Below are 16726 nucleotides of genomic sequence, written 5' to 3' on the forward strand. Positions count from 1 at the left end.
TTACTGCCTACTGAATACTGATTTACTGTTGACTATTCTATGGTACTTCTATTTCGTTTACTATTTTGTTGATGATATCTACTGAAGTGACATTTTCGGCTTCAGCTTCATAGGTAATACCAATTCTATGACGTAATACATCATAAACCACTGCTCTAACATCTTCTGGAATAACGTATCCGCGACGCTTGATAAAGGCGTAGCACTTAGCTGCAGTTGCCAAATTGATACTTCCACGGGGAGATGCTCCAAATGAGATTAATGGTTTTAAATCGGCTAGTTTATATTTTTCGGGATATCTAGTGGCAAAAATGATATCCAAAATGTATTTTTCAATTTTCTCATCCATATAAACCTCTCTAACTGCTTGTTGAGCGGTTAAAATCTGTTGGATTGAAACGACTGGATTAACCTTTTCAAATGCCCCTTTTAAGTTAGCTCTAATAATAAGCTGCTCTTCATCAATTTTAGGATAATCAATAACTGTTTTCAACATGAAACGGTCTACCTGAGCTTCTGGTAACGGATAGGTTCCTTCTTGTTCAACAGGGTTTTGCGTAGCCATAACCAAAAAGGGTTTATCTAAAATAAACGTTTCGTCACCAATAGTTACTTGTTTCTCCTGCATAGCCTCTAACAAAGCAGATTGTACTTTCGCAGGTGCTCTGTTAATCTCATCTGCTAACACAAAGTTTGCAAAAATTGGACCCTTCTTAATAGAGAAGTCGTTCTCTTTTATGTTGTAGATTAATGTACCAACCACATCGGCCGGTAATAAATCTGGTGTAAACTGTATTCTACTAAAACTACCATCTACAGCTTGAGACAAGGTATTTATGGCTAATGTTTTTGCAAGCCCAGGAACACCTTCTAGTAATATGTGTCCTTGTCCTAGTAAGCCAATAAGTAAACGTTCTACCATACCTTTTTGGCCAACGATTACTTTATTCATTTCCAGCATCAGTAAATCAACAAAAGCACTTTCCTTTTCAATCTTCTCGTTAATGGTCTTAATATCAATTGTACCTGTTTCTTCCATCATTTTTTATTTTTTAAAAGCCCGAATATAGTGAGCTTCATTGAAGGTTGCAAATTGTTAAAATTTTTATTGATATGGTGTTAAAGGAAGGTTAAAAATAAAAGCTGTAATTCCAATAAATTCAGCAGCTAACAAATGTTAATAGATCATTTAAAAACTATAAAAACTGAGTATAAAATGTAGCCTTGTTTTAAGTATTTTTATACTAAATCAAAGAACGATAAATGAAGAAAACAGCTTTAATAACAGGAGCAACTAGTGGTATTGGTTATGCTACAGCTTTCGAATTTGCAAAACATGGTATAAACTTGATTCTTTGTGGCCGACGATTGGAAAGATTACAAACCATACAGAAAGATTTAAGCAAGCTCACCGATATACACATACTTAACTTTGACGTAAGAGATAAAGAAGCTGCTTTTAGTGCTATTGAATCTCTACCAGAACATTTCAAAACTATTGATATATTGATTAACAATGCCGGTAATGCTCATGGCCTAGACCCCATTAACAAAGGCAGTATTGACGATTGGGATGCCATGATGGATATTAATGTTAAGGGCTTATTGTATGTAAGCAAAGCTGTAATTCCGGGAATGACAGAACGCCAATCTGGCCATATCATAAACATTGGGTCTTCTGCAGGAAAAGAAGTTTATCCTAAAGGTAATGTGTACTGTGGAAGTAAGCATGCTGTGTTGGCTATTACGGAAGGTATGCGTATTGATTTAAATCCCTATGGAATCAAAGTAGGTGCCGTAAACCCCGGGTTGGTAGAAACCGAGTTTTCTCAAGTACGATTTAAAGGCGATAAAATTGCCGATACTGTATATAAGGGTTTTAAAGCATTACAAGCAGAAGATGTGGCCGAAGTGATTTATTTTGCTGTATCCAGACCGCCTCATGTTAATATTGCCGATGTGCTCATGTTCTGTACCGCTCAAGCTAATAGTACTATTGTGAAAAAGGAAATCGAATTACTATAACAATGATTCCTGCTTTCGCAGGAAGTAGTCTATGATTAACAAACGCCTTCTTATTAAACACCTTTTAGCTCATAACGATGAGAACAGTTTTTATGATAAAAAACGTAAGGTCGATATAAGTCATAAAGAAGGCAAAGGCAAATTTTTGAAACACATTTGCGCACTTTCAAACAGTAACCCTAAGAACAATTCATATATCGTTATTGGGGTTCAAGATGAAGACAACAACATTATTGGTGTAGATTTTTTTGATGATAGTAAAATTCAAAATCTAATTAATGCTTATCTCACCAATCCGCCTATTGTGCAATACGAAAACATCCCTTTTCCGCATTTGCCTGAAGATAAAGTTGTTGGATTAGTAACCATTAGACCAACCGGAAAAATTACATCATTAAGAAAAAACATTTGGAAATATTATGGTGGCTCCGTCTTTTTTAGAGACGGCAGTATGAGTATGCCCAAAGTCTTTGATATTGAAATAAAAGACGTGAATTCTAAAATTGTTGCCGCCATTGAAAAAAATGCACAAAACAACATTGAGCATACCCTAAATGGCGTTTTTGATTTTATGAATAATCGTAAAGACTTTAACGCTCAATACAAAGTTTTTAAGGAATATTTTGTGCTTTGTTGGTCTGGACAAAAAAAGCAGGTTAAAGATGAAGTCTTCTATTCTCGCGTTGACATTGAATTAATAAACGAACAAGTACGTTTGTTCTTCTCTGCACTAGATGAAGTTTCTATTTTTTTTGATAACAATAGTTTTAAAATTATTGAATATGTAAATCTTGGTCTTCAAAATACCGATAAGTATTATAAACTAGAGGAAACCATAATAAGGTTTGAAGACAATGCCAATTATAATATTGATACCAAACTCTTGTTTGAGCCACCTCAATTCAACAAAAAGGTATTACACCACATCTACAACACCAATAATATCCTTTTGGAAAAATTAAAAAAGGGGCTAACGCTTACAAAAAATGAGGAGGTTGATTTACAAAACCTACCGCACACCTACTTAATCTGTTATCTTAACTTGTTTCATGAAGCCATTGATAAACTCAAAGAAGCAAAGCCACATTTGAAACAGCACAGTACCGAGGTATATCAATATTATAAGGAGACCATGCGCATTTTAAGAAAAGTAAAATATAGTTAACTCTTAACCTTAAATTAACATATGTTAATTTATTTTTCTTACATTTGTATTGCTATTAATCTTTTTAAGATACAACCTTGTTTCTCCCATATAAATTGGCATTGAAGCAAGGTTTTTCTTTTTTATTTGCATTACCTGAAGGGATAATTATCCTCAATCAATAAACTATGGAAAAATGCATGCCTCTTATATTCAATATAATAGAGCGAACTTTTCTAAATAAAATTTAACTGCTTGAATGATTTATTTAAAATCTTTTCGTCATCTGCTTCCAACCATTTGCTTAAAACAGTTGCGTAAATAGTCCTAAAATCTATTTCGAATTTTAAGTCGCCATTATCATCCAGATTATCCAAATTTGCCAATTTGTTATAAATACCAGGCTTCTTTAATTGGTTACCAATAACAAAAAGATTATTTGCAGTACCATGATCGGTTCCTGAGCTTGCATTTTGTTTTACACGACGCCCAAACTCAGAAAAAGTTAATATCAAAGTATCATTAAAAGTGCCTCCAGCTTTTAAATCTTCAACAAATGTTTCTACACTTTGAGCATATTGGTTCAATAGTCGTTTCTGGGTTGGCATTTGGTTAACATGAGTATCAAAACCATTTAATGAAGCATAATATACCTTGGTATCGAGATGAGAATTAATAAAACGTGCTGCCGTTTTTAACTGTTTGCCAAATTTATTATTTGGGTATTCCCGTTTTGCAGAAACCGTTTTACTGGTCTCAAAAATATATTTTGAAGAGGAGTGCGACTCAATCATAGACTTATAGAGATAGCCTAAATTATGTTCACTGAGATGTGTGTCTTTGTTGTGCTTATTAAGATTTTCAAAATAAGGATCTCTAGATAAATTGTACAAGGATTTTGGGTCTTGTGTGGCAATAGCATTTTTAGTTTCTCCTTTCATGGCTAACGATAAACTTTCATCGATTTGTATAGCCGAATAGGGAGCTTCTCCATAATGGTCTAGATACCTACCTATCCAACCACTTTGAGAATATTCGTTGGAGTCTACCGCAGTTTGCCATATATCCATTGACCTAAAGTGAGAACGATTGGGGTTAGGGTACCCCACATTATTGATTATGGTCAACAAACCTTGGTCATAAAGCCTATTTAAAGGTGCCAAACTTGGGTGTAAACCAACCTCATCGGTTAACTTTAGAACATTACTTTTTGGGATGCTAAGCGAAGTTCTTTCTTTGTAATAAATATCATTATGAAATGGGATAACGGTATTTAATCCGTCGTTTCCTCCCGATAATTGTATAATTACCAAACGCTTGTAACCTAAACGACTAGCAGCTATATTTTCGAAAGCCTTGACAAAACTTGGAACGAAAAACAAACTACTTGCTAACGACGATTGTTTTAAAAATTTTCTTCTGTCCATGATCAACACATTTGATATTCGGGTAACGACATTAATTGAATACAATACTCTTGTTTAGATATCTTTTCTAAGGAATCTAAATAGTGTTTTGCTGTTAGTGATAAATCACAAGCTAATATATGTTCCTTTAAATCATCAATGGAGACGTTGCTAAACTTATCTGTAAAATAGGCCCAATTGTTTTCTACGTTAAATCGCTTTCCGTAGTTCTTCTTGAAAAATTGCTTCTTCTGTTCTAACCTAGAGTCTTCATTACCTTTTTTTGTATTGGATATGTAGGCACTATTTAAAAGTAAAGATGGAAGTTTAAGTCTCAAGGCCACAGTGTTACTATCTATCCAATTTCGCCCGCCTTTCCATCCGGCAACATTGGGCGGATCCAATAAAACTTGTCCCAGTAATCGTTGCAAGTTTATAAGTTGTCTTTTGTTTATGAATTCTACAGGTACAACCGTTTTAATACCTACCAGAAACTCTATGGGCGATTTAATTTTTGTTCCCATATTTTGGTCGTCATAAAACCAAGCGGAAGTACAAATAAAACGCATTAGTTTGTCGATATCATAATCTTTATAGAACACATCGGTCATTGCACTAACATGACTTTCATTAAGGTTGTCATTAACAAAATACTTGTATAGTTTTTCACAGATATACTCCGCACATCGTCTCTGTTCTAAAATAATATCTATAATATCTTCACCATCAAAATTACCTGTTTTACCAAAAAAGTTCTTTTCCCCATAGTCGTGAATTCTACCCCTAAAAACAAAATCTCCCTGCATGTTATGGCTGTAACCTGTAAAGGCTTTGGCACTCTCTTTTATGTCCTGTTCAGTGTAATTACCAACACCCAAGGTAAAGAGTTCCATGAGCTCTCTGGCAAAATTTTCGTTGGGCTTTTGCTTTTTATTTTGCTTGGTATTTAAATACTTTGTCATGGCCGCTTCCTTAGAAATCGCCACAACAAAATCTTTAAAATTACCCAAAGCATGGCGCCTAAGCGTATTGTGATAATTCTGTGTGTATAGAAAATTGTTGTCTTCACAAACAAAGTGATTGGCCCAAAACAGCGTCATTTTTTCTCTTAACAATTCTTCAGGACTGGCAAGTCTCTCTATCCAAGCGTGGTTTAATTTTAGAGTTAATGACCGGCTTAGTTTTTGAATTTTCTGAATATTGGGCTTCGCCGTTATGTAAGAATCGCCCATTAAGCTTTTTAACTCAGAAGTATCAAGCGTAAGTGGCGTTGTGTTTTTAGACGCATTAAAAAGGGTGTTTACAACTTCCTTCGTTTTTTTACTACTAAGCCTGCTTAACTCGTCTGGTAATATTCCAAATCCCAGACGTCTGTATAAATGCTGAATATGCTTTTTTTCCATTATTACAGGGTTTCTTGTTAGTTAAAAAGCTATAATCCTTTAGACTTTAATGAGTTAAAAAGGTTTAATTGTAAAAAGGTACAAAAAAAACTAATTTAATATATCATGTTTATACTGCTACTCCTTATAGGGTGGTGGTGGAAGAATTGGGTACAAAAACGCTTTAGGTATTTTCTCTACATACTCGCTATGATAAAAACTAAATACATGTCTCCACCAATCTTTTAAACTTTCTTTTTCAGTAAATAAATAAGAGTTATTAACTTCAAAAGGTGTTTTGTTAGTATTAATACTAATTACTGCAACTAAGTAATAGGGTTCTTTTTTATTTACATCGTAAACAAAAAAATTATATGCAAAAAATCCTTCTTCTAAAATAGATTCCTCGATAAAACTTCCAAAAGTAAGCCTATCTCTGTTTTCATTTAAAACGTTCTTGTAAGCCTCTAACTTAGAATACACCCAAGTCCCTACTGGTGGTTTTACATTTTTCAATCCATCGATTTTGCCTTCCCTAAGTTGCCCAGTGTATAATTCTCCTAGAGTCTTTATTTTATTGAAGAAAATATCATCCTTTTGCCCAAAGCTTTGCTTGCTAAATATGAAAAAGCTGATAATCAAAAATAACCTAGAGTACTTCATTACTATAAATCAAACTTTATCCCTTGTGCCAAAGGTAACTCTGTGGTGTAATTAATGGTATTGGTTTGTCTGCGCATATAAATTTTCCAGGCGTCGGAACCTGATTCCCTACCGCCTCCGGTATCCTTTTCGCCTCCAAAAGCACCGCCTATTTCGGCTCCAGAAGTTCCTATATTTACATTAGCTATACCACAATCGCTTCCGGCATGAGATAAGAATTGTTCGGCTTCGCGAAGGTTATTGGTCATGATTGCAGAACTTAGGCCCTGTGCCACGTTATTCTGAATATCTATAGCGTTTTCAACATCTCCAGAATACTTCAACAAGTATAAAATAGGCGCAAAGGTTTCATGCTGTACAATTTTAAAATTAGGCTCAGCTTCGGCAATAGCTGGTTTTACATAACAACTACTTTCATAACCTGCACCTGAAAACACTTTACCCTCAACAATAATATTCCCGCCTTCTTTAACAACTTCTTCTAAAGTTTTATTGTACATATTCACTGCATCGTAATCAATTAAAGGCCCCACATGATTATTCTCATCTAGCGGGTTACCAATTTTTAACTGCTTATATGCATCAACAATAGCTTGTTTTACTTTGTCATAAATAGCTTCGTGTATAATGAGTCTGCGGGTACTTGTACAACGCTGTCCTGCGGTGCCAACAGCTCCAAAAACAGCTCCAATAACCGTCATTTTAATATCGGCACCAGGTGTTACAATAATAGCATTGTTCCCCCCAAGTTCGAGTAACGAGCGTCCTAATCTACCTGCGACTTCTTGTGCTACAATCTTCCCCATTCTAGTAGATCCTGTAGCAGAAACCAATGGAATTCTAGTATCTTTGGTCATGAATTCACCAACCTTATAATCGCCATTTATTAAACACGAAATGCCTTCGGGTAAATCGTTCTCCTGCAAAACTTCAGCAATGATATTTTGGCAAGCCACACCACATAATGGGGTTTTCTCACTGGGTTTCCATACACACACATCACCACACACCCAGGCCAAAGCGGTGTTCCAGCACCAAACCGCAACCGGAAAATTAAACGCAGAAATGATTCCCACAACTCCTAACGGGTGATACTGCTCGTACATGCGGTGACCAGGTCTTTCACTGTGCATTGTAAAACCATGTAGTTGTCTCGATAGACCAACGGCAAAATCGCAGATATCAATCATTTCTTGAACTTCACCTAATCCCTCTTGGTAGCTTTTCCCCATTTCGTAAGACACCAATTTTCCCAGTGCCTTTTTCTTTTTCCTTAGTTTATCTCCAAACTGACGTACAATGTCACCACGTTGGGGCGCAGGCAATAAACGCCATGTCTTAAAGGCCGAAATCGCACTCACCATTACGGTTTCATAATCCGATTTTGTAGTTGTCGTTACAGATGCTATTCGGTTGCCATCAACCGGAGAGGTACTCTCAATGGGGGCTCCATCTCCAAAGTTTTTTATACCTGTAGAGGTTCCTGCATTTAAATCTTTTATGCCTAATTCGTTTAAAGCGTCTTGAATACCGAATTCAACTGCTATCGATTTCATAGTCTATTGATTATTTAGTGATATTTACGAATATACCATTTAAAAGTCATTTTTATCGACATTTCAAAACACCGAAATTAGTACCTTTATGGACCAACTGTTTGTCGCTACCTATGAAAAAATCCATACGCGCTCTTTGTATTCTATTGATAATTACATCCTGTAAAAATGAATTAAAAACAGAGGGCAGACCCTTGGAAAAGCAAACTGAAAAAACCGATTTTGCTATCGTAATTCATGGCGGTGCAGGTTTTATGAGAAGAGATAACATCTCTAAAGAAAAAGAAGAAGCTTACCGAAACAAACTTGAAGAAGCTATTCGTGTTGGTTATGATATTCTAAAAGACGGTGGCTCTAGCGTAGACGCGGTACAAAAAACGATTAATATCCTCGAAGACTCTCCCCTTTTTAATGCTGGCAAAGGAGCTGTCTACACAAACGAAGGCAGCTGTGAACACGATGCCTCTATCATGGATGGCAAGAGCTTAAATGCTGGGGCATCGGCGGGAACCAAAACCGTTAAAAACCCGATTAATTTAGCACGTGCTGTTATGGAAAAATCACCTCACGTCATGCTGGCAAGGGAAGGCGCCGAAAGCTTTGCCAAAACAAAAGGTTTACAAATTGTTAGTCCCGAGTATTTTTTAACCGAAAATAGTGCTAAAGCGCTGGAACGTGCTAAATCTTCTGAGCAGAATAAAACGGCCTCTTATTACGACAACCGCATTCAAAATTCAAAATTTGGCACCGTTGGCTGCGTTGCACTGGATAAAAATGGCAACCTAGCCGCTGGCACCTCTACGGGTGGTATGACCAACAAACGCTGGGGACGCATTGGCGACTCTCCAATTATTGGCGCTGGAACCTATGCCAATAATAAAACATGTGCTGTTTCTTGTACAGGTTGGGGCGAATATTTTATGAGAGGGATGGTCGCTTACGATATTTCTGCTCTTATGGAATATAAACATTTGAGTCTAGAAGATGCGGCAAAAGATGTTATTCAAAATAAATTACCTAAGCTAGGTGACGGTAAAGGTAACGGTGGTATTATTGCTGTTGACCATTCTGGTAATATGGTTATGGAATTTAATACGCCTGGAATGTTTCGCGCTACCATGAATGACAAAGGCGAACTTTATATTGGCGTTTTTGGTGATTTGGCATTCGGACTCTCCTTTTTCAAGAATAGTTGTGTAAAGTAATAGGTTCCCGAACTATTCTTTATAGCGGCTATACCAATGTGTGTAAAATCGCCTTCAATATTTCTACGGTGACCAGGACTGTTAAGCCAAGCATCCATAACGGCTTGGGCAGTACGTTGCCCAAAAGCAACATTCTCTCCTGTTTTTGTGGCATTTTCTTCAGCAAATAATCTGTCGGAACGCTGGTTGAAATCATCGTGACTAATATCATTTTCATCAATCATATACAAGGTATGTTCTACAGCCAAACTATTCGCCAAGACATTGAATGCCAGCTCTTGTTTACCAATACTTTTTCTATGTGCGTTTACTAACTGGAATATTTCTTCTACAAAAGTTAGTGTTTCAGAAGACTCTGTAATCTCATTATCTTTCGAGCACGAGCTACCAAAAAGGATTATAAAGCAAAAACATAAAATGGAGTAGGTTTTTAAGTGAAGTGTTTTCATGGTTTTAAAAATTTGGGAAATTAAATATAGGTTTCTAAACGTTTATTTGGTGTCTATTATTGAACAATTCGTTGACTTTCATGCTAAAACCCCCGTTTATCGATTCCTTTTTTAAAAACTAAACAAAAATCTTAAGACTTATTTAACGTTTCAATAAAAACTATAATACGAAACTTAAACGTAACTTTATTAACAAGAATCATCGTACGTGTTTCCTTTTTTCCATTTTAAACCATTAATCTCATGTATTTTAAAAATCTTTCTTTCTTCATTCTAGCCATTTTTCTAGTTACATCATGTAAAAAGAAAATTGTTGAAACCGATAATATTTTTAAGTACAGAGATTACATAAGCTACACCACTTCTGGAATGACTTCGGTTGCCAAACCAATTCAAATCAATTTGGCGAAAGAAGTTGAAAGTTGGGAAATGAACCAAAACATTAAAGACAACATTGTTTCTATTACGCCTCATGTTGAAGGTACATTAGAAGCCCTAAACAAGCATACCTTAATCTTTACGCCCGATGAACATTTAGAACCTTCAACCGAATACACCGTAGTTGTTAAATTATCTGAAATCTATAACGATGTGCCTTCCGATTTTAAAGACTACACGTTTCAATTTAAAACCATTACACCAAACTTTAATATTGTGACCAACAACTTGCAATCGTATAGCAAAAACTGGCAATATCTAGAAGGCGTAATTAAATCTGCAGATCTCATTTCCTTAGAAAATGCCAAACAACTGGTTACTGCCGAGCAGAGTGGCAATAGTTTAAATATTGTATTTAATGAAGGGGATACAAACAGCAATATTTTTGAATTTAAAATTGACAGTATCCACAGATTAATTGAAGACAGTAAGATTGAAGTATCCTGGAACGGAAAACCTATAAAATCAGATAACAAAGGCAAAAACACGATTACTATCCCTGGAATTAACAACTTTACCATCACGAAAACCGAAGTGATTCAAGCGCCTGAACAGTATCTTTCTATCAACTTTTCAGACCCCTTGAAAAAACAACAAAATTTCGATGGGTTGGTATCACTTCAAAAAGCCAATAAACCAAAATACATTATTGACGGGAATATTTTAAAAGTGTATCCCAACGGTAAATTAGTCGGCAATATTAGGGTAGATGTGTTTCAAGGCATCAAAAACACAGACGGTTTTAAACTTAAGAAACCATATTCTGAAACCATTGCCTTCGAATCCCTAAAACCGCAAGTGCGTCTTACAAACAACGGTGTTATTCTTCCAAATTCCCAAGAATTAAAATTCAATTTTGAGGCAGTGAATTTGAGCGCAGTAGACGTTAGAATCATCAAAATTTTTGAAGACAATATACTTCAGTTTTTACAAGACAACAATTTAAATAGTAATGATCAATATGATATCAAAAAAGTAGGCCGACGAATAGCCAAACAAACCATTCAGTTACAAACAGCTACCGAAAACACCGGAAAATGGAAAGCCTACAGCATCGATTTATCTAAGTTTTTTAATGCCGATACGGGGTCTATCTATCGTGTAGAAGTGAGCTATGACAAAAGCTATTCTTTATATGATTGCGAAGCAAATTCAGATAGTTCTGTCTCTGAAGAAGACGATTATTACGAGGAAGATTTTTATGAAGGCGACTATGATACCTTATCTGAAGAAGACCAAGAATTACGCGAAGAGGAATATTGGGACAACTTACAATATCAATACAAGGACTATGTTTACAATTGGCACCAAGAAAAGAACCCATGTCATGATGCCTATTACAATCGTCGTAAAATAGTTTCTCAAAATCTAATTGCCTCAAATTTGGGGGTAATTGCTAAACGTGGCACGAACAATTCTTACTTCTTCGCGGTGACAAATATTTTAAGTACAGAGCCTGAAGCTAACGCAAAAATTGCATTGTATAATTTCCAAAAACAAGAAATGGAAAGCACGGTTACCGATAAAGATGGATTGGCCATTATCGATGCTGAAAAGCACGCCAATTTTGCCATAGTTTCAAAAGGAAATAATACTACTTATATACGACTTTATGATGGCAATGCCTTATCCTTAAGCAAGTTTGATGTGTCTGGAAGCAGACTGCAACGTGGACTTAAGGGTTACATTTATGGCGAGCGTGGTGTTTGGAGACCCGGCGATTCCTTGCATTTAACTTTTATGCTAAATGACAAAGCCAATAAACTGCCTAAGGGTCACCCTGTGAAAATGGAAATCACAGACCCCAACGGTAAATTGGTTTACAAAAATGTTACCAGCGAGCATGTCAATAATTTCTATAAATATACCGTCCCTACCTCTACAGAAGATAAAACCGGAAACTATAATGCTAGGGTATCCGTTGGAGGTGCATCTTTTAGCAAAACCTTAAAAATTGAAACGGTTAAACCAAATCGTTTAAAAATTAAAATTGATTTTGATGACGAGGTATTAACAGCTAAAAAAGCTCTTACCGGAGATTTAGATGTAAAGTGGTTACACGGTGCTCCAGGCAAAAATTTAAAAGCTGAAGTAAAAGCGAAATTCAGCACCTCATATTCGGGATTTGAAAACTACAAAGACTATGTGTTTACAGACCCTTCAAGAAAATTTACCACCGAAGAATTCAATGTTTTTGAAGGCAAGGTCAATGAAGCTGGAATAGCCAAAATAAACAGTAAAATCAATGTAAAAAAGAACGCTCCGGGGATGTTAAACGTTCAATTCTTGGTTCGTGCATTTGAAAATGGTGGCGATTTCTCAATAGATGCTTTTACAAAAAAATATGCGCCTTATAAATCGTTTGTTGGTTTGCGTTCACCTAAAGGAAATGCTTATGGGTCTTATTATACAGACGAAAACCAAACCTTTGATGTTGCTGTTGTAGATGCCAACGGAAAACCTGTAAAACGCAACGGACTTCAAGTAAAAGTATACAAAGTACAATGGCGCTGGTGGTGGAATTCATCTTATGATAATTTGTCTAGTTATGTGTCAAGTAGGTATCATCGTCCTTATTCTACCTCAAAAATAAATACGGATGTTAACGGAAAAGCAAGTTTTAAAATAAAAGTGCCAGACCATGATAGGGGCCGTTATTTAATAAGAGTTTACGACCCCGAAAGCGGGCATGCTACAGGTAGAACGGCATACTTCTATAAAAACTGGTGGTCAAACTCAGGCTCTGGAGATAAGGAAGCTGCAAAAATGCTCATTTTCTCAAGTGATAAAGAAACCTATAATGTGGGTGAAACAGCTAAAGTGACTTTCCAATCTGGGAATAAAGGTCGTGCTTTAGTAAGTATTGAAAACGGCACCGAGGTTTTAGAGCATAAATGGGTAAAAACCCAAAAAGGAGAGACTTCTGTCGATATTCCTGTAACCTCTGAAATGGCTCCAAATGTGTTCATCAATATTTCATTATTACAACCACATGCCATTACTGCCAATGATTTACCTATAAGATTATACGGTGTCATTCCGATGATGGTGGAAGACCCTAATACCAGATTGGAACCCCAAATAAATATGCCAGATGTATTACGTCCAGAGCAGGAATTTAAAGTAACTGTTTCAGAAACAAACAAAAAACCAATGACATATACTATTGCCATGGTGGAAGAAGGTTTATTAGACTTAACCCGCTTTAAAACGCCTAACGCATGGAACAGCTTTTATGCCCGTGAAGCTTTGGGTGTAAAAACATGGGACATTTTTGATGATGTTGTAGGTGCCTATTCAGGAAGCATAGACCAAGTATTCGCAATTGGTGGAGACGGTAGTGCCGCTGATGGCAAAAAGAAAAAAGCCAATAGATTTAAACCGGTCGTGAAATACTTTGGGCCATTCAGTTTAAAATCTGGTCAAAAGAAATCACATACCATTAAAATGCCTAATTACATAGGTTCGGTGAGAACCATGGTGGTTGCAGGAGACTATACAAAGGAAGCTTACGGAAGCACTGATAAAGCGGTTCAGGTTAAAAAGCCATTAATGGTATTGGCAACCCTTCCGCGGAAGTTAAGCCCTGGTGAAAAGGTAACCTTACCGGTAACCGTTTTCGCTATGGAACCTAAAGTAAAAAATGTAAATATCAGTCTAAAGTTAAGCAATGGTATTAAGGTTGAAGGCAATCCAACACAATCATTGTCCTTCCCAAAACCAGATGAAAAAATGGCTTATTTCACATTAGATGTTAGCAAAGCAAAAGGCATCAATACTGTAGAGGTCATTGCCAGTGGTAATGGTGAAAAATCGACTTATAAAGTGGAGCTGGACGTAGTAAATCCTAATCCATTCACTTCAAAGTCTATCGATAAAACCTTAGCTGCAAACACTACTGAAAATATAACTTTTGAAACCTTTGGAGTTGTAGGAACTAATTCGGCTACAGTGGAGTTTTCAACCTTACCTCCAATGGATTTCTCGAGAAGACTTCAGTATTTGATTCGTTATCCCCATGGGTGCGTAGAGCAAACTACATCTAGCCTGTTTCCGCAGTTATTTTTAGGTGATATTTTCGATTTAACTGCCGATAAAAAACAGGCCATACAAGACAACATCAAAAACGGCATAAAACGTCTTGGTCACTTCCAAAGACCTCATGGTGGTTTAAGTTATTGGCTAGGTGAAAATAGTGCCAATGACTGGGGAACGAGTTACGCAGGGCATTTCATGATAGAAGCCGAAAAGAAAGGATATGTTTTACCACTTACTTTTAAAAGCAATTGGATTAAATACCAAAAACAAACCGCACGCGATTGGAGACCAAGTTACAGACGTTATAATTCAGACCTGGCTCAAGCGTATAGATTATACACTTTGGCTCTTGCCGGAAGTCCTGATTTGGCATCCATGAACAGATTACGTGAGTTTTCAGAATTATCAAATGAAGCTAAATGGCGATTGGCTGCGGCATACGCCTTAGCAGGTCAAAAAGAAGCTAGTGAAAGCATTTCTAAATCTGCTAATATCAATTTTGTTCCAAACAAATATGATTATTACTCCTACGGTTCGGTAGATAGAAATAGAGCGATGGCTTTAGAAACCATGGTGCTGACCAAAAATGAAAAAACTAGGGAACTGGCCGAATATATTGCTAAAGATTTGTCAACAGACCGATGGATGAGCACACAAACCACGGCCTACAGCTTATTGGCTATGGCAAAAATGGTGGATGCTAATGGTGGAAAAGCCATGAAACTAAACTACACCCTCAATGGAAAAACCAATACCATTGACACCAAAAACGCCATTGCTCAACGCGAATTAAACGTGGTTGATGGCAGCAATAGTTTATCGTTCAAAAATACCAATAGCAATGTGGTTTACCTTCGGGTTTTAAACTCTGGAAAACTTCCGTTAGGACAAGAAATTGCAGAACAACGCGGATTGAGCATTAGCTATTCTTATAAAGATTTACAAGGTAACCGGGTAAATGTTGCCGAACTGCAACAAGGGCAAGATTTTATTGTAACCGTTAAGGTAAGTAACCTTAAAAGCTCTGAAGTAAAAGATGTTGCTCTAACCCAAATATTCCCTTCGGGTTGGGAAATAGTAAATACCCGATTTACCGATTTTGGAAATACAACCTCTAGTCAAGCGCGCTACACAGACATAAGAGATGACCGTGTGAATTTCTATTTTGACTTAAGCAGAAACGGAAATTCCAATAGCACCAAAACATTTTCGGTGATGTTGAATGCTTCCTATTTAGGACGCTATTACTTACCGGGAATCCAAGCGGAAGCTATGTATGATAATAACTTTTTAGTGAGAACTAAAGGAAAATGGATTAATGTAATTAAATAACGTTACTTAAAACCTGAACTGTCATTCTGAACTGTCACACTGAGCGGAGTCGAAGTGTTGTTTCAGAATCTCACCCTCTTATAAATTGCTTTGAGAACCTGAAATAAATTCAGGTTGACAAAACATAGGTTTATAGTAACATCAAAAAACTTAAAAAAATGACAAAATATATTTATATAGTGGTGGTATTGATGGTATTCAATATGGCCCAAGCTCAAGAAATTAGATACGTAAACGCCGATAACGGATTGTTTTTAAGAGACAAACCTAGTCAAGATTCCAAACGCATAAGTAAGTTAGTTTATGGTACAGAACTGGAAGTAACACATCGTACCAATTTAAAATTGGATGTTAGAGACCGTGAAGAAATCATCTCTGGTGAATGGGTAAAAGTGACCTGCAATGAAGACATTTACAATCACAGAACGGGCTATGTATTTAATGGTTTTTTAACCGAAGAAAAACTTGAAAAACATTTTAGGGTAGGGTTTGAAGAATTTACTTTGGAGTTTGAGAATTTAAGTGCCGAAATGATCGATAATCCTCAGTTTTCTGTTCATGCTTCAAATGCTGTCGATGCTATTATTGAATTGGGTGAAACCATTGAAGACAAGACCTTACTAATCAGGCATCATTCAAAATATAAAAAGATAGAAGTCTATCAAAGACATGAAAACAGTATCTCCATTTTGAATGAAGGTCCGCATTGCGACCTCAACGATTGGAAACACTATTACTCGGCTTGGCAACCATTAAAAATCGCAGGTAAAAGCAATGTTTTTACAACTGTTTCCTACAGCCCTAAAGCTTGGAGCAAATTTGTAAAGGTAGACTTAGCGGAGTTCAAAAATGCCGTAAAAGAGCATTGTGGTGAAGAATGGTACAACCTCGTAAAAGACTCTAAAGACATTAAGAAAGGTGCCTCTACTGTTTCCATCAGTAAAATCTATTTCAAGGTCATTTTCACTACCATGAATGATGAAAAAATAGAGAAAACAGTTGCTTTTGATGTCCCCATGGGATGCTAAAAATTCCTGTGAAAACAGGAATCCATTAATGGGGTGGATTCATTAATAATATCTTAAACA

The 16726-nt window shown here is 36.3% G+C and carries 11 protein-coding genes; 5 read left to right on the top strand and 6 right to left on the bottom strand.

Features of this window, described 5'->3' with window-relative positions; genetic code table 11:
* Window positions 1-37 precede the first annotated feature (37 nt).
* Window positions 38-1039, bottom strand: coding sequence for a MoxR family ATPase (locus tag M0214_RS05285; RefSeq protein ID WP_248724934.1), 1002 nt, complete (start codon window positions 1037-1039; stop codon window positions 38-40).
* A gap of 224 nt (window positions 1040-1263) precedes the next feature.
* Between M0214_RS05285 and M0214_RS05290 the strand changes: the two genes are divergently transcribed.
* Both M0214_RS05290 and M0214_RS05295 read left to right on the top strand, forming a co-directional pair.
* Window positions 1264-2025 carry an SDR family NAD(P)-dependent oxidoreductase gene (locus tag M0214_RS05290; RefSeq protein ID WP_248724428.1) on the top strand — a complete coding sequence of 254 codons (762 nt, stop codon included), beginning with the start codon at window positions 1264-1266 and terminating at the stop codon, window positions 2023-2025.
* Between the two features lie 31 nt (window positions 2026-2056).
* A complete protein-coding gene (locus M0214_RS05295) occupies window positions 2057-3190 on the top strand; it encodes an ATP-binding protein (RefSeq protein WP_248724429.1) in 1134 nt (377 codons plus the stop codon).
* A gap of 215 nt (window positions 3191-3405) precedes the next feature.
* Here the strand turns inward: M0214_RS05295 and M0214_RS05300 are convergent, their stop codons facing one another.
* The 4 genes from M0214_RS05300 to M0214_RS05315 form a co-directional block, all read right to left on the bottom strand.
* Entirely contained in the window at window positions 3406-4596 is a 1191-nt protein-coding gene (locus tag M0214_RS05300) for a DUF1501 domain-containing protein (protein WP_248724430.1), read from the bottom strand.
* Window positions 4597-4598: 2 nt separating this feature from the next.
* Window positions 4599-5978 carry a DUF1800 family protein gene (locus M0214_RS05305; RefSeq protein ID WP_248724431.1) on the bottom strand — a complete coding sequence of 460 codons (1380 nt, stop codon included), beginning with the start codon at window positions 5976-5978 and terminating at the stop codon, window positions 4599-4601.
* A gap of 117 nt (window positions 5979-6095) precedes the next feature.
* Window positions 6096-6620 carry a hypothetical protein gene (locus M0214_RS05310; RefSeq protein WP_248724432.1) on the bottom strand — a complete coding sequence of 175 codons (525 nt, stop codon included), beginning with the start codon at window positions 6618-6620 and terminating at the stop codon, window positions 6096-6098.
* A gap of 2 nt (window positions 6621-6622) precedes the next feature.
* Complete coding sequence (locus M0214_RS05315; protein WP_248724433.1) at window positions 6623-8176, bottom strand: aldehyde dehydrogenase family protein; 1554 nt, start codon at window positions 8174-8176, stop codon at window positions 6623-6625.
* Window positions 8177-8289: 113 nt separating this feature from the next.
* Here M0214_RS05315 and M0214_RS05320 point away from each other — a divergent pair, with 113 nt between their 5' ends.
* The gene (locus M0214_RS05320; protein ID WP_248724434.1) at window positions 8290-9381 is read left to right on the top strand and encodes an isoaspartyl peptidase/L-asparaginase family protein; all 1092 of its coding nucleotides are present in this window, start codon (window positions 8290-8292) and stop codon (window positions 9379-9381) included.
* On the opposite strand, the gene M0214_RS05325 is transcribed toward M0214_RS05320, so the two are convergent.
* Complete coding sequence (locus M0214_RS05325; RefSeq protein WP_248724435.1) at window positions 9315-9830, bottom strand: CAP domain-containing protein; 516 nt, start codon at window positions 9828-9830, stop codon at window positions 9315-9317. The genes M0214_RS05320 and M0214_RS05325 overlap by 67 nt on opposite strands.
* A 243-nt stretch (window positions 9831-10073) precedes the next feature.
* Between M0214_RS05325 and M0214_RS05330 the strand changes: the two genes are divergently transcribed.
* Complete coding sequence (locus tag M0214_RS05330; protein WP_248724436.1) at window positions 10074-15638, top strand: alpha-2-macroglobulin; 5565 nt, start codon at window positions 10074-10076, stop codon at window positions 15636-15638.
* Between the two features lie 158 nt (window positions 15639-15796).
* Window positions 15797-16666, top strand: a complete 870-nt coding sequence (locus M0214_RS05335; protein WP_248724437.1) for an SH3 domain-containing protein — start codon at window positions 15797-15799, stop codon at window positions 16664-16666.
* The last annotated feature ends 60 nt before the right edge of the window (window positions 16667-16726 follow it).

This window comes from Seonamhaeicola sp. ML3, assembly GCF_023273855.1.
GTDB lineage: Bacteria > Bacteroidota > Bacteroidia > Flavobacteriales > Flavobacteriaceae > Seonamhaeicola.